Genomic DNA, 14,021 nt, shown 5'->3' on the forward strand with positions numbered 1-14,021 from the left:
AATATCCGGGTGGATCAGACGGCGAACATCAGCAGAAGCGCGATGAGGAACGAGAAGATCCCCAGAGCTTCCGCGAACGCGATGCCGATGAAGAGCGTCGCGGTCTGGCCACCAGCGGCCGAGGGGTTGCGCAGCGCGCCGGCGAGGAAGTTGCCAGCCACGTGGCCCACGCCGATGGCGGCAGCGCCCGAACCGATGCCGGCAAGGCCAGCGCCGATGAATTGACCCAGTTGTGCGATATCGCCTTCCATTTGATTTCTCCTTACGATGGAATTGGATGATTAGGGTTAGATCGTTCGAACCTGTCCGTAACTTAGTGCGACGGATGCAGCGCGTCCTTCAGGTAGACGCAGGTCAGGATCGTGAACACATAGGCCTGGACACCGGCCACGAGCATTTCGAGCCCGTAGATGGCGGTGATCGACAGAACCGCGAAGGGCGAGATCGCTGCGATGGCAGCGAAGCCCGCGAAAACCTTCATCACCGCGTGACCGGCCATGATGTTGCCGCCCAGACGAATGGAGTGGCTCACCGGGCGCACGAAGTAGGAAATCAGCTCGATGATGGCGAGGATCGGACGCAGTGCGAGCGGCGCGGAGGACACCCAGAAGAGACCGAGGAATTTCGTACCGTTCTTCACGAAGCCGACGATGGTCACGGTCAGGAACACCGCAAGCGCCAGAACCGCTGTCACTGCAATGTGCGAGGTGGTCGCAAAGGACATCGGCAAGAGGCCAAGGTAGTTGGCGAAGAGGATGAACATGAACAGCGTCATGATGTAGGGGAAGAACTTGATCGCGTCCTTGCCGGCCACGTCTTCGACCATCTTGTAGGTGAAGCCGTAGAGGATTTCGCCGATCGACTGGGTGCGCGAGGGCACGATGCCGCGGCCACGGGTGCCGAACACGAAGAGCGCGACGATGGCGAGGACGGCGAGGGCCATCCAGAGCGTCACGTTCGTGATCGTGTACCAGGCTACGGGATCGCCGATCTCACCGAAGAGAGGTTTCACGATGAACTGGTCAAGCGGGTGGAACACCAGGCCGCCGGTTTCTTCACCATGTGCTTCAGTCGCCACGAGCGTCGTCCTTCATCTCGGCAGCTTTCGCCGCCTGTTTTTCCCCAAGCTCCCGGGCCGAGTTCAGCATCACCTTGATGCCTGCCGCCAGACCCAGCAGCGTGAATATCACGAGGAACACGGGAAGCGTTCCGAAGAACCAGTCCAGCCCGTATCCCATGCCGAAGCCGATCCCGAGACCGGCGACGAGTTCGATCACCATGCGCCATGCGAGGTTCGCGAGCGCGTAGTCTTTCTTCTGATGCAGGTCGTCCGCAGGTCTCGCCTTCTTATGGGCGTCGATCCGGTCCTGAAGGGCGCTCAGTCGGTCACTTGGTAGATCGTCCAGTGGTCCTGACAACGCCTTTCGTCCCCGCATGAAGAGTTGGCGCTTTGCTAAGGTTTGAGGGCATCCGAGTCAACTCGGTTTAGCGCTGCCTGATTGCGTCCTAACGCATTGAAATATCGTTCTTTCGTGAGTCTGCTGGCCGGACTGAAGCAGCGCGGTTCGCGTCCGCGACCCGGAATCCTGCCCGTTCCCTATATTCAACCATCTGGTTGACGATATCGTGGTGCGGCTCTAGCGAATGGGCATGGACGACATGCTCTCGCTTTCCTTCGCGGCCCTTGCCGACCCGACGCGCCGCGCGATCCTGACCATGCTGCTCGAGGATGACATGGCAGTGACGGACGTGGCCGAACCCTTCGACATGTCGCTCGCCGCGGTGTCCAAGCACCTGACCATCCTGACCCGGGCCGGCCTTATCTCGCAGGAGAAACGCGGGCGGGTGAAATGGTGCAAGCTCGAACCCTCCGCGCTGAAAGCGCCGTCTGTCTGGATGCAGGGTTTCGGCCAGTTCGATCCCGTCAATCTGGATGACTTCGAGCGTTATCTGGAGACGCTTCTGGGCGAGCCGACCGAGACGGACGAGGCGCACGGTACCGCGCGCTGACGGGGGCGGTCCCGCCCAGCCCCCCGGACTCGACAGATTTCCACCACGCCCGGATTGCACCCGCCGCTGTCCCCGTCCAAAAGGCTGGGGCCAAGTGGTTGGGGCCAAGAGGCTGGGAAGGAAGGACTAAATGCTCGACATACTCATCCTTGCCGTCGCGGGGTTCGCGACCGGCCTGCTCAATGCTGTGGCTGGCGGCGGCACCTTCATCAGCTTTCCGGCCCTGATCTATGTCGGCGTCCCGCCCATCGCGGCCAATGCCTCCGCAACCCTCGCCGCGCTTCCGGGCTATGCCTCGAGCGCTTTTGCCTTTCGCGATGACATCAAGGCCGAAGGCACCCTCGGGTTGCCTGCGACCCTTGCGATCACTGTCATCGGCGCGATCATCGGCGCGCTGCTTCTGATCGTTACCCCGGGTGCGGCCTTTGACGTGGCGGTGCCGGTGCTCCTCGCGCTCGCGACCGTGCTCTTCGCCGCCGGTCCCCGGCTCGTCGCCCGTCTGCGCGCCAGAGGCGGCAGCGGGGCAGGGCCCGTCGCCTCGGCGGCGGCGATGCTGGGCGTGTCGATCTATGGCGGCTATTTCAACGGCGGTCTCGGGATCATGCTGCTCGCCACCTTCGGGCTGATCGGTTACGTCAACCTGCACGGCATGAATGGCTTGAAGAACCTGCTCTCCGCCTTGCTGTCGCTGATCTCCGCGGCCGCCTTCGTCATGGCCGACCTCATCGCCTGGGGCCCGGCGCTTTCGCTCGCCGTGGCGATCACGCTTGGCGGTTACGTCGGCGCCCGCGCGAGCCGGAAGATCAAGCGCACCGACCGGCTGCGCGCCTTCGTGGTGCTCGTGGGCATCGTGATGACCGTGATCTTCACGATCCGGGTCGTTGCTTGATCGAAGCTCTCAGACCTCGAGCTCCGCGCTCGGGATGATCGGAAAGAATGTGTCCTGTGACACGACGCCGAACCAGCGGTCGCCGTCGTGGTCGCGATGTTCGCCAAGATCCACGAGCCGGTAGAAACTCTTGCGGTCGATGAGTGCCTCGAGATTGCGCCTGATCAGCACATAGGGCGAAGGCTCGCCGGTCTCGGGGTCGCGCGCCACCCGGATCGGATGGTCCGGCCCCGCGACCACGCTGTCCTCGACATTGGTGACGAAGCGAAGCCCGCCATCCTCGGCCACGAAATCCACCGCGACGAAGGGCGCGTCCTCCACCGTGATCCCGACTTTCTCGACCGGGGTGACGAGGAAATAGTCGTCTCCGTCCTTGCGCAGAATCGAGGAGAAGAGCTTCACCAGCCCGTGCCGTCCGATGGGCGTGCCCAGATAGAACCACGTCCCGTCCCGCGCGATGTGCATATCGAGATCGCCGCAGAAGGGCGGGTTCCATTTGTCCACAGGCGGCGCACCCTTGGCGCCTGCGGCGCGGGCAGAAGCGGCAAGACTTTCAGCAGAAATCCCCACCTGACCCGTGTTTGTCGTTTTTGTCATTTGTTCTTCACCCGGTTCCGGTCTCTACTGACCAACGACTATTCACAGGAGACGTTCCATGGACAAGACCGAGGATCTGGTGGCCGAGATCGAAGCGCTCGGGCAGAAACTCGACGCGGCCCGCCAAATGGTGGGGCGGCGCATCATCGGACAGACCACGGTCGTGGATCAGGTGATGCAGGCCATGCTGGCGGGCGGACATGCGCTCTTGATCGGGCTCCCGGGGCTTGGCAAGACCCGTCTGGTCGAGACGCTGTCGACCGTGATGGGAATCAGGGGCGGGCGGATCCAGTTCACGCCGGACCTCATGCCCGCCGACATTCTCGGCTCCGAAGTGCTGGAAGAAGGCGCCGACGGCACCCGCGCCTTCCGCTTCATTCCCGGCCCGGTCTTCTGCCAGCTACTCCTTGCGGACGAGATTAACCGCGCCTCGCCGCGCACCCAGTCGGCGCTGCTTCAGGCGATGCAGGAACGCGCGGTCACGGTGGCGGGGCAGGAGTACAAACTCGAACGCCCCTTCCATGTGCTCGCGACCCAGAACCCGCTGGAACAGGAAGGCACCTATCCGCTTCCCGAAGCGCAGCTCGACCGTTTCCTGCTTCAGGTCGACGTGGAATACCCGGACCGCGACGCCGAGCGCGACATCATCCTCGCCACCACCGGCGCGGAAGAGGCCGAGGCCGAAGCCGTCTTCACCACCGAAGACCTCATCGCCGCGCAGGCGCTTCTGCGCCGGATGCCGGTGGGCGAAAACATCGTCGAGCTGATCCTCGACGTGGTCCGCGCCTGCCGCCCTGATGATCCCTCTGCGCCCAAGCCCGTGCAGGACGCTATTGCCTGGGGACCCGGGCCGCGCGCCGCGCAGGCGCTCATGCTTTTGACTCGGGCGCGTGCGTTGATGGATGGAAGGCTTGCGCCCGGGGTCGAGGATGTCATCGCGCTGGCCAAGCCCGTGCTCATCCACCGCATGGCCTTGTCCTATGCGGCGCGGGCCCGGGGCGAGCGCCTTGGCGGGATCATCGACGGTGTGGTCGAGGGGCTGACCCGGCACGAGGCCGCGGCTTGAGTTCGACCCCGATCACCCTGCGCCCGAGAGCCGAGGGGCTGGCGGCCCCGCTTCCGCCGCTCCTCGCCGAAGCCTCGCAGCTTGCGCGCGGCGTGGCGCTTGGCGAACACGGGCGGCGGCGTCCGGGCGTGGGCGATGCCTTCTGGCAGTATCGCGCGGCCCAGCCGGGCGATCCGGCGCGGCTGATCGACTGGCGGCGTTCGGCCCGGTCCGACACGCACTTCGTTGCCGAAAAGGAATGGCAGGCGGCGCAATCGGTCGTCTTCTGGGTCAACCGGGCGCAGTCGATGCAATTCTCCTCCGACCGGAACCTGCCCACCAAAGCCGACCGCGCGGCGCTTCTGTCGCTGGCGGCCTGCGTGCTGCTGGTGTCCGCGGGTGAACGGGTGGGGCTGACGGACATGGGCCTGCGCCCGATGCGCGGCGAGATGCAGTTGGGACGGATCGCGGACCATCTGACCGCCGCGCGGGGGGAAGACTACGGCGTGCCCGACACCAACATTCTGCCGCGCTATTCCCGCGCGGTCTTCGTCAGTGATTTCCTGACCGATCCGGCCCCGGTCGAAGCCGCGCTCGCCACCGCGGCGGATCGTGGCGTCAAGGGTGTGCTTCTTCAGGTGCTCGACCCGGCGGAAGAGGCTTTTCCCTATGACGGGCGGACGGTCTTTCACTCGGTCGGGGGCACCGTCGAATACGAAACCCGCAAGGCTGGCGAACTGCGCGAGCGCTATCTGGCCCGGCTCGCCCGGCGCAAGGAACAGCTCGCCGCCATGGCCGAGCTGACCGGCTGGCGCTATCACACCCATCACACCGGCGACAGCGCGGCCTCGGCGCTCCTGTGGCTGCACACCGCCCTGGAGGGGCGACGCTAGATGTTCACGCTGGGTCCCATCGGTTTCCTGACCCCCTGGCTTCTGGTCGCGCTGGTGGCGCTGCCGGTGCTCTGGATCATCCTGCGCGCGATCCCGCCCGCCCCGATCCGCCGAGCCTTTCCCGGTGTCGCGTTGCTTCTTGGGCTCGAGGACGAAGACAGCGAGGCCGACCGCACGCCCTGGTGGCTCCTGCTGCTGCGGATGCTCGCGGTTGCCGCTATGATCCTTGGCTTCGCGGGTCCCATCCTGAATCCCGACCCGGTGGAAGAGGGCTCCGGTCCGCTTCTGGTCTATGTGGACGACAGCTTCGCCGCCGCGCCCGACTGGCGCGCCCGGATCGACGCAGCCAAGCGGCAGGTCGATGCCGCTGGAGCGGCCGGTCGTCGTGTGGCACTCGTATCGTCAGCCGAGGTTCCGGCCGAGGGCGGGCTGCCGCTGCGCGCTGCTGCCGACGCCCGCGCACGGCTCGAGGGGCTCTTGCCCAAACCACTTGGGGCAGATCACACCGCGACGCTCGCCTGGCTCGAGCGCGTGGACGAAGGGTTCGACACGCTCTGGCTCTCTGACGGACTCGACAGTGGCTCCCGGGCCGACCTTGCCCGCGCCTTCGACGCGCGTGGCGCACTCACGGTGATGCAGCCGCCCGCCCCGCGCCTTGGCCTGCGCCCGGGCCGAATCGAGGACGGCAACGTGACGCTGGTTGCCACCCGTTCGACCGCCGAGGCACCGCAGGACATCGTCGTGACCGGGCAGGGGCCGGACCCCGCCGGGATCGAACGCGAACTGGCCCGGGCCACGCTCGCTTTCGCCGCCGGTGCGACCGAGGCCGAGGTCGAGGTGTCGCTGCCGCCTGAACTGCGCAACCGCATCACGCGCTTTCAGATCGAAGGCGTGCGCAGCGCCGGTGCCGTCACTCTCGCCGACGATTCCTTGCGCCGCCGCAAGGTCGCGCTGATCGGCGGCGACAGCGAAGAGGCGCTCGAACTGCTCTCGCCGCTCCACTACCTGCGCGAGGCGCTTGTGCCGACGGCGGACGTGATGGAAGGCTCGATCGGTGATCTCGTGCAGGCCTCGCCGGACGTCATCATTCTGGCCGATGTCGCGGCGCTCGCCCCCAACGACCGCGCGGCGATCGAGATCTGGGTGGCCGAGGGCGGGCTCCTTCTGCGTTTTGCCGGTCCGCGTCTTGCCGCTGCCGACACCGGGCGCGGCGAAGAGGACGCGCTTCTTCCCGTGCGCCTGCGCGTGGGCGGGCGTGACGTCGGTGGCGCGATGTCCTGGGGCGAGCCGCAGGGTTTGGCCCCCTTCAAGGAATCCTCTCCCTTCTACGGTCTCGCCGTGCCCGAGGACGTGCAGGTGACGAGCCAGGTTCTGGCCGAGCCCGGCCCGCTTCTGGCCGAGCGCACCATCGCGGAACTCGCCGATGGGACACCGCTGGTCACGCGCAAGGAATCGGGCGACGGGCAGGTGGTGCTGATCCATGTGTCGGCCAATGCGGAATGGTCGACGCTGCCCCTGTCCGGGCTTTTCGTGCAGATGCTCGAACGGCTCGCCGTATCGACCCGAACCGGGACGCCGGATGTGGGGGAACTGGCCGGCAGCACTTGGGTGCCGGAGATTCTGCTCGACGGATTCGGCGCGCTCGCGGATGCGGGCGAGCGCCCCGGGGTGCCCGGTGAACGGCTGGTCGAGGGGATCGGTCCCGACCTTCCACCGGGCCTTTATGGCGCCGAAGATCGCCGCGTCGCAGTCAACGTGGTGACCGAGGACAGCGTGCTGTCGCCCGCCGTCTGGCCCGCCCAGGTGGTGCCCGAATGGGAGGGCGAGCGGCAGGAAACCGACCTCTCAGGCTGGCTCCTGCTTGCCGCACTCGGCTTTCTCGCCATCGACGTGATCGCCTCGCTCTTCCTCAGCGGGCGGCTGTCGCGCGGCGGCGGGCGCGCGCGCGGCGTGACGACGGTGGCGGTGATCCTTGTCGCTATGGCGCTGTCTCTTCCGGGAAGCGCCCGCGCGCAAGAGGCCCCTTCCGACGCGACGAGCGACGCGGCCCTCGCGGAACTCATCGACGCGGCAGGAGAGGTGTCGCTCGCCTATGTCGTGACCGGCGACGCGCAGATCGACCGGGTGAGCGAGGCGGGGCTTCTGGGCCTGTCGCAGCAGCTCTTCACCCGCACGAGCGTGGAACCCGTGGACCCGACCGGCGTCGATATCGAACGCGACGAACTTGCGGTCTATCCGCTGCTTTACTGGCCAGTGACCGCCAACCAGCCCGCTCCGTCGGACGAGGCTTACGGGAAGCTCAACGCCTATCTCCGTGGCGGAGGGATGATCGTCTTCGACACGAAGGACGGCGACGTGGCGGGCTTTGGCTCGTCCTCGACGCCCGAGAGCCAGCGGCTTCGGATGCTGGCGCGCCCGCTCGATATTCCGCCGCTGGAGCCGGTGCCGGAGGACCACGTTCTGACGCGAACCTTCTATCTGCTCGCCGATTTCCCGGGGCGGTATGCGGGACAGGCGGTCTGGGTCGAAAGCGCGCCGGCCGATGCCGAGCGTGCCGAGGGGATGCCGTTTCGCAACCTTAATGACGGGGTTACCCCGGTGCTCATCGGCGGCAACGACTGGGCCGGGGCCTGGGCGATCACCGAAACCGGGGCACCGATGTTCCCGGTCGGGCGCGGCTTTGCCGGGGAACGGCAGCGTGAGCTGGCCTATCGCTTCGGGGTGAACCTTGTGATGCATGTGCTCACCGGCAACTACAAAAGCGACCAGGTCCATGTGCCCGCGCTTCTGGAAAGGCTGGGAAATTGAACGCCTCCTCCATCATCTTCAATCCGGCTTTCGCCTGGCCCCTGCTGATCGCGGCTGGGGTGGCGATGGCGCTGCTTCTGGCCTTCGCGCTCTGGCGCGGGCTCAAGGGCTGGGCGCTCAGGGTGCTCGGCGCGGCCGCGCTTCTGCTTGCCCTGGCGGGGCCGTCGCTCCAGATGGAAGAACGCGCTCCGGAAGGGGATATCCTCATCGCCGTGGTGGACGACAGCGCGTCCCAAGGCCTGTCGGACCGTCGCGTCCAGTCGGAAGAGGCGCTCGCGGACCTTCAGGCCCGAGTGGCCGGGGTCGAGGGGCTCGAACTTCGCATCACCCGCATGGGCGACGGCGAGGACAACCGCGGCTCGCTCCTCATGACGACGCTTGCCGAGGCGCTGGCGGAAGTGCCGCGCGACCGGGTGGCCGGGGCGGTGCTGATCTCGGACGGGCGGCTTCACGATCTCGAGGCCGCGCCAGACCTGCCCGCGCCGCTGCATCTTCTCATGACCGGGCGCGAGGACGACTGGGACCGTCGGTTGCAGGTGGTGAACGCCCCGGCCTTCGCCATTCTGGACGAGGAACAGGACATTCGCCTGCGCATCGACGACGAAGGCGCGGCACCCGGCACGACACTCGTCGATCTGGCGGTGTCCATCGACGGGGCGGAGCCCGAGGTCTATCAGGTGCCGGTCAACGAGGAGCTGATCCTGCCCGTCACCCTGACGCACGGCGGGCAGAACGTGATCCAGTTCACCACGCCCACGGCCGAGGGAGAACTGACTGACCGCAACAACGCTGCCGTCGTCACCATGAACGGTGTGCGTGACCGGCTCAGGGTGCTTCTGGTCAGCGGCGAGCCGCATCCCGGCACGCGGACCTGGCGCAACCTGCTCAAGTCAGACAGTTCGGTCGATCTGGTCCACTTCACCATCCTGCGCCCGCCGGAAAAACAGGACGGCGTGCCGGTGAGCGAACTGTCCCTCATCGCCTTTCCGACGCAGGAACTGTTCATGGAGAAGATCGACGAGTTCGATCTGATCATCTTCGACCGCTACAAGCTCCGGGGTATTTTGCCTGCGAGCTATCTCATGAGCGTGCGCAACTATGTCGAAGCGGGTGGTGCGGTGCTGGTCGCCGCCGGTCCCGACCTGGCCGGGGCGCAGAGCCTCGCCCGTTCGCCGCTGGGGGCGATCCTGCCCGGCGAGCCGACGGCGCGCGTCCTGAACGAAGCCTATTCGCCCGAGGTCACAGACCTTGGCCAGCGTCATCCGGTGACACGCGGGCTTGCCGATTTCGCGCCGGAAGGTGGCTGGGGCCGATGGATGCGGCTTATCGAGCTGGACGAGACCTCGGGCAATACGGTGATGTGCGGCGCCGATGGGCGGCCATTGCTGACGCTTGACCGGGTGGGCGAGGGGCGCGTCGCGCTTCTGGCCTCCGACCACGCCTGGCTCTGGAGCCGCGGGTTCGAGGGCGGGGGACCGCAACTCGAGCTACTGAAGCGGCTCGCGCACTGGATGATGAAGGAGCCGGAACTCGAGGAAGAGGCGCTGACCGCGCAATCGTCGGGCGGCGAAGTGACCGTGACGCGCCGGACCATGGCCGAGGGTGCCAAGGAGCTGACCGTGACCCGGCCCGACGGCACCGAAGAAGTCCTGCCGATGGAGGAGGTCGCGCCGGGGCTTTATCAGAGCACCTTTGCGAGTGGCGAGATCGGGCTTTTCCGTCTGGCCGAGGGCGACCAGACGGCCGTCGTGGCCGTGGGCCCGGCGTCGCCCAAAGAGTTCGAGGAGACCATTGCGACCGGCGATCTGGTTGAGCCGGTGATGGCCCCGATGCGCGGTGGCGTTCTCGCGGTCGAGGATGGCGCGCCGCAGCTTCGCGCCGTGAACGAAGGCCGAGCTGCGGCCGGGCGCGGCTGGATCGGCTTCACACCGCGCGGGGCCTATGTGGTCGAAGACATCCGCATCGTGCCGCTCGCGCCGCCTTGGCTGATGCTCCTCCTGGCGGCGGGGCTCGCGGTGGCGGCCTGGCTCGCCGAGGGGCGCGGGCGCCGGGCGCGGAAGGCCTGAGGGGCGTTTTGCCGGAAACGGCGCTCTTGCGCGCGACCCGCAGCGATTTTCATGAACCCATGACGTTCAGGACCTTGGTGGGCGCGGTTAGCGCGCTTACCTAGACGTCCAAAAGGCGGAGGGCGGAGCTTTTGGATCGTCACCGGGAAATAGCGACTTTCGTGCGCGAGGTCTTCGGGGTTCGTGGCACGCTGCGGCTGCATCGTGCCGCCTTCGGCTGGGACTTGTTGCGCGCGCCGGCGAACCTCTTGCTGGCGCCGGTCTTCCTGATCGTGAAACTGCTCGCAGGGCTCGCCCGACTTCTGCGGTTCCCGAGGCACGCTGTCTGGCTCGGGTCGCGGCGGGTGATCCTGGAAACGGCGGTGGCACGGGCGGTGGGGGACAAGGTCGAGGCCTTTCTGGCCCGGCAGATGCCGGAGGCGGATCCAGCCGTCGTGCGCCGGGCCGTCGCGGATTACGTCGGCGTGCGTTCTGCCGTGGCCGAGATCACCACGATGATCGTTCTGGTCGCGCTGGGCCTCGTGTTTTTTCACGCCGTGACACCGGGCGTGATCTCGCTCGCCGGACCTCTGGCCGAGGCGCGGGCCTATGGGCAGGCGGTCGACCGGTTTCCGCTGGGGCCATGGCTCGGGCGCGGGTGGTATGCGCTTTTCCCCGTGAGCCTTGGGTTCTGGCAGGTGGCGGGAACTGCGCTGGTGCTGGCGGTCGGGGCGAGCCTTGTCACGACCTTCGCGGGTGTGATCGCGGATCCGGTGCAGGTGGCGACGGGCACCCATCGGCGGCGGATCGGGCGGCTCATGGCGCGTATCGCACGGGCGGAGGCCGGAGCGGGACTGGCGCGTGAACACCTCGCGGCGCGGGCCGGGGACCTGTCTGATCTCGCGCTGACGCTCTGGCGGAGCCTGCGCTAGCTCAGGTCATCCGCGATCAGCGCCGCGCGGGAATTGGACCGGAACTCGCGCCGCCAGAGCACGACGAAGGTGATGGCGGTCGCGATCATGAGTGCGACGGGGCCCAACAGCCATGCAAGGGCTGCCATGGCAAAGTAGACCGCGCGCAGGCCGCGGTTGTAGCTGCGGGCGGCGTTGATGTTGATCTCGGCCGCCTTGGCAGCGCGGGGCAGCGCCCTCGGATCGTTCGGGTCGTTTGGCACGCTCGCCATGACGATGGCATTGTAGCCGAAAAGCCGATGCGACCAGACGAAGGCGAGAAAGCCCGAGGTCACGAAGACGAGGACGAAGAGAATCTTGATCTCCCAGACGATCTGGGGCGCCTCGGCGGCGATCAGGTCTTCGGCCACGGTATCCAGTCGGTCCGTGTTGCCCAGAAGTGCAAGGCCCGAGCCGATCGCGATCATGCAGGCCGACGCGAAGAAGGTGGTGCCCTGACGCAGTGAGGAGAGCACCGTGGCATCGAAGATACGCGGGCTGCGGGTGACGAATTGCGTCATCCATTCGCGGCGATAGTCTTTCATCACCCGGCCCATCGAGGGGCGATGGTCGGGCGAGTGCTCGATCAGCCAGCGGATTCCGACCCAGGCCAGAAGGATCAGCGCCACGGCGAGCGCATCGAGCCAGGTGAAGCCTGCCAGCACGTCGGAGGCGGCCTCGGCGAGCATCAGAAGGGCTTGGCCACCACCGCCCAGAGGATCGCGATCACCACGAGGACGGAGATTTCGTTGAAGATGCGCAGGAAGCGGTCGGTGTCGGTGAAATGGCCGCGCTGGGCCCGGATGACGAGCCGTCCGGTCCAGACGTAATGCGCGGCGAGCAGGACGACGAGGCTCAGCTTCAGCCAGACCCAGCCGGGAAAGCCCAGGTCCCAGGCCATCCAGAGGCCCGTGATCGCGGCGATGACGCCAAGCCCGGCGGAAAACCGATAGAGCCGGTGGGTCAGATCGCCGATCGGACCCTGGGCCGTGTGCCGGTCCCAGTCGCGTTTCCAGTAGATGATCGCGCGCGGCACGGCGAAGATGGATGTCATCCAGCCCATCACGCAGAGAATATGTATGACTTTGACCCAGATCATGGGGCCAGATGAACCGGAAAGGCATGGGGCCGCAAGAGGGTCGTCGGGCGTTTGGACTGGAAATCCGGCGGTGCGCCCGATAGGAGATTGGCATTCGGGAGGACTTTGCCATGCAGATGCCGGAACCCAGCGAAAACATCCTGGCGAAACGGTCGCGGATCGTCGCGCGGCTGCATGAGGTCCTGCCCGGGGACGCCGTGATCGAGGACGGGATCGAACTCAAGGCCTATGAATGCGACGCGCTGTCGGCCTATCGCTGTCCGCCGCTCTGCGCGGTGCTGCCGGCCTCGACCGAAGAGGTGGCCGCGGTGATGCGCATCTGCCACGAGGAAGGGGTTCCCGTCGTGCCGCGCGGCTCGGGCACGTCCCTGGCCGGCGGCGCTCTGCCCACGGCGGACAGCGTGGTGCTGGGCGTAATGCGGCTGACCGAGGTTCTGGAGGTCGATTATCCGAACCGCTTCATCCGGGTGCAGTCCGGGCGCACGAACCTCGCCGTGACCGGGGCGGTGGAGGCGGACGGGTTCTTTTATGCGCCGGACCCGTCGAGCCAGCTCGCCTGCGCCATCGCGGGCAACATCGCGATGAATTCCGGGGGCGCGCATTGCCTGAAATACGGGGTTACGACGAACAACCTTCTGGGCGTGACGATGGTGATGGCCGACGGCGAGGTGATCGAGATCGGCGGCGCGCATCTGGATGCCGAGGGGCTCGACCTTCTGGGGCTGGTCTGCGGCTCCGAAGGGCAATTGGGCGTGGTGACCGAGGCGACGCTGCGCATCCTCGCCAAGCCCGAGGGCGCGCGTCCGGTGCTGGTCGGGTTTTCGTCCAACGTGGTCGCCGGGGCCTGTGTGTCCGACATCATCAAGTCGGGGATCGTGCCGGTCGCCATCGAGTTCATGGACCGGCCCTGTATCGAGGCGACGGAAGCCTTCACGGGCGCGGGCTATCCCGACTGCGAGGCGCTTCTGATCATTGAGGTCGAAGGCAGCGAGGCGGAAATCGCCGACCAGTTGTCGCGGATCATCGCCATCGCCCGCACCCATGATCCCGTCGAAATCCGCGAAAGCGCCAGCGCAGAGGAAAGCCGGCTGATCTGGCTCGGACGGAAGTCGGCGTTTGGCGCGATGGGGCAGAAGGGCGACTACATCTGCCTCGATGGCACCATTCCGGTGAGCGAGCTGCCCCATGTTCTGCGCCGGATCGGGGAACTGTCCGAGACCTACGGGCTGGGGGTGGGCAATGTGTTTCACGCGGGCGACGGGAACATGCACCCGCTGATCATCTACGATGCCAACAAGGACGGCGATCTGGCCAAGGCCGAAGCGATGGGGGCGGATATCCTGAAGCTCTGCGTCGAGGTGGGCGGTTGTCTGACCGGGGAGCATGGCGTGGGCATCGAGAAGCGTGACCTGATGGACGTGCAATATGCGCCCGACGATCTAGAGGTGCAGATGGCGGTGAAGGATGTGTTCGATCCGGCGTGGATTCTGAACCCGGCCAAGGTGTTTCCCTTGGGGGCATCGGCAGGACGGCGCGAGGCATGAGGTTTCGCCTGTCGCCTGTGCGACAGGCGACCGGGGGGGGGGGGGGGGGGGGGGGGGGGGGGGGGGGGGGGGGGGGGGGGGGGGGGGGGGGGGGGGGGGGGGGGGGGGGGGGGGGGGGGGGGGGGGGGGGGGGGGGGGGGG

14 protein-coding genes are annotated in these 14,021 nt (G+C 66.9%); 8 read left to right on the plus strand and 6 right to left on the minus strand.

Features of this window, described 5'->3' with window-relative positions:
* Positions 1 to 14 precede the first annotated feature (14 nt).
* The 3 genes from KJP29_RS01655 to KJP29_RS01665 all read right to left on the minus strand — a co-directional run bounded on the left by KJP29_RS01655 (position 15) and on the right by KJP29_RS01665 (position 1,418).
* A complete protein-coding gene (locus KJP29_RS01655; RefSeq protein WP_085526666.1) occupies positions 15 to 251 on the minus strand; it encodes a F0F1 ATP synthase subunit C in 237 nt (78 codons plus the stop codon).
* Between the two features lie 62 nt (positions 252 to 313).
* Positions 314 to 1,078, minus strand: coding sequence for a F0F1 ATP synthase subunit A (locus KJP29_RS01660; RefSeq protein ID WP_218461799.1), 765 nt, complete (start codon positions 1,076 to 1,078; stop codon positions 314 to 316).
* The gene (locus tag KJP29_RS01665; protein ID WP_255553387.1) at positions 1,068 to 1,418 is read right to left on the minus strand and encodes an AtpZ/AtpI family protein; all 351 of its coding nucleotides are present in this window, start codon (positions 1,416 to 1,418) and stop codon (positions 1,068 to 1,070) included. Before KJP29_RS01665 ends, KJP29_RS01660 begins: the two co-directional genes overlap by 11 nt.
* A gap of 232 nt (positions 1,419 to 1,650) precedes the next feature.
* On the opposite strand from KJP29_RS01665, the gene KJP29_RS01670 reads away from it, so the two are divergent.
* Together KJP29_RS01670 and KJP29_RS01675 are read left to right on the plus strand one after the other, a co-directional pair.
* Entirely contained in the window at positions 1,651 to 2,010 is a 360-nt protein-coding gene (locus KJP29_RS01670) for a metalloregulator ArsR/SmtB family transcription factor (RefSeq protein ID WP_218461801.1), read from the plus strand.
* Positions 2,011 to 2,140: 130 nt separating this feature from the next.
* Positions 2,141 to 2,899 carry a sulfite exporter TauE/SafE family protein gene (locus KJP29_RS01675; RefSeq protein WP_218461802.1) on the plus strand — a complete coding sequence of 253 codons (759 nt, stop codon included), beginning with the start codon at positions 2,141 to 2,143 and terminating at the stop codon, positions 2,897 to 2,899.
* Between the two features lie 9 nt (positions 2,900 to 2,908).
* On the opposite strand, the gene KJP29_RS01680 is transcribed toward KJP29_RS01675, so the two are convergent.
* On the minus strand, positions 2,909 to 3,496 hold the full coding sequence (locus tag KJP29_RS01680) for a DUF1285 domain-containing protein (RefSeq protein WP_218461803.1): 588 nt from the start codon (positions 3,494 to 3,496) through the stop codon (positions 2,909 to 2,911).
* Positions 3,497 to 3,554: 58 nt separating this feature from the next.
* On the opposite strand from KJP29_RS01680, the gene KJP29_RS01685 reads away from it, so the two are divergent.
* The 5 genes from KJP29_RS01685 to KJP29_RS01705 all read left to right on the plus strand — a co-directional run bounded on the left by KJP29_RS01685 (position 3,555) and on the right by KJP29_RS01705 (position 11,219).
* Positions 3,555 to 4,562 (plus strand): MoxR family ATPase, encoded by a 1,008-nt coding sequence (locus KJP29_RS01685; protein ID WP_218461804.1) that lies wholly within the window; start codon positions 3,555 to 3,557, stop codon positions 4,560 to 4,562.
* On the plus strand, positions 4,559 to 5,434 hold the full coding sequence (locus KJP29_RS01690; RefSeq protein WP_218461805.1) for a DUF58 domain-containing protein: 876 nt from the start codon (positions 4,559 to 4,561) through the stop codon (positions 5,432 to 5,434). Before KJP29_RS01685 ends, KJP29_RS01690 begins: the two co-directional genes overlap by 4 nt.
* The gene (locus tag KJP29_RS01695) at positions 5,435 to 8,242 is read left to right on the plus strand and encodes a DUF4159 domain-containing protein (protein WP_218461806.1); all 2,808 of its coding nucleotides are present in this window, start codon (positions 5,435 to 5,437) and stop codon (positions 8,240 to 8,242) included.
* Positions 8,239 to 10,308 carry a hypothetical protein gene (locus KJP29_RS01700; protein WP_218461807.1) on the plus strand — a complete coding sequence of 690 codons (2,070 nt, stop codon included), beginning with the start codon at positions 8,239 to 8,241 and terminating at the stop codon, positions 10,306 to 10,308. Before KJP29_RS01695 ends, KJP29_RS01700 begins: the two co-directional genes overlap by 4 nt.
* A gap of 131 nt (positions 10,309 to 10,439) precedes the next feature.
* Positions 10,440 to 11,219 (plus strand): DUF6635 family protein, encoded by a 780-nt coding sequence (locus KJP29_RS01705; protein WP_218461808.1) that lies wholly within the window; start codon positions 10,440 to 10,442, stop codon positions 11,217 to 11,219.
* On the opposite strand, the gene KJP29_RS01710 is transcribed toward KJP29_RS01705, so the two are convergent.
* Complete coding sequence (locus tag KJP29_RS01710; RefSeq protein WP_218461809.1) at positions 11,216 to 11,926, minus strand: DUF599 domain-containing protein; 711 nt, start codon at positions 11,924 to 11,926, stop codon at positions 11,216 to 11,218. The two genes, KJP29_RS01705 and KJP29_RS01710, sit on opposite strands and share 4 nt — an antisense overlap.
* Entirely contained in the window at positions 11,926 to 12,336 is a 411-nt protein-coding gene (locus KJP29_RS01715) for a CopD family protein (RefSeq protein WP_218461810.1), read from the minus strand. Before KJP29_RS01715 ends, KJP29_RS01710 begins: the two co-directional genes overlap by 1 nt.
* Positions 12,337 to 12,446: 110 nt before the next feature.
* Here KJP29_RS01715 and KJP29_RS01720 point away from each other — a divergent pair, with 110 nt between their 5' ends.
* On the plus strand, positions 12,447 to 13,880 hold the full coding sequence (locus tag KJP29_RS01720) for an FAD-linked oxidase C-terminal domain-containing protein (RefSeq protein WP_218461811.1): 1,434 nt from the start codon (positions 12,447 to 12,449) through the stop codon (positions 13,878 to 13,880).
* The last annotated feature ends 141 nt before the right edge of the window (positions 13,881 to 14,021 follow it).

It is taken from the genome of Maritimibacter sp. DP1N21-5, from assembly GCF_019218295.1.
Classification (GTDB): domain Bacteria; phylum Pseudomonadota; class Alphaproteobacteria; order Rhodobacterales; family Rhodobacteraceae; genus Maritimibacter.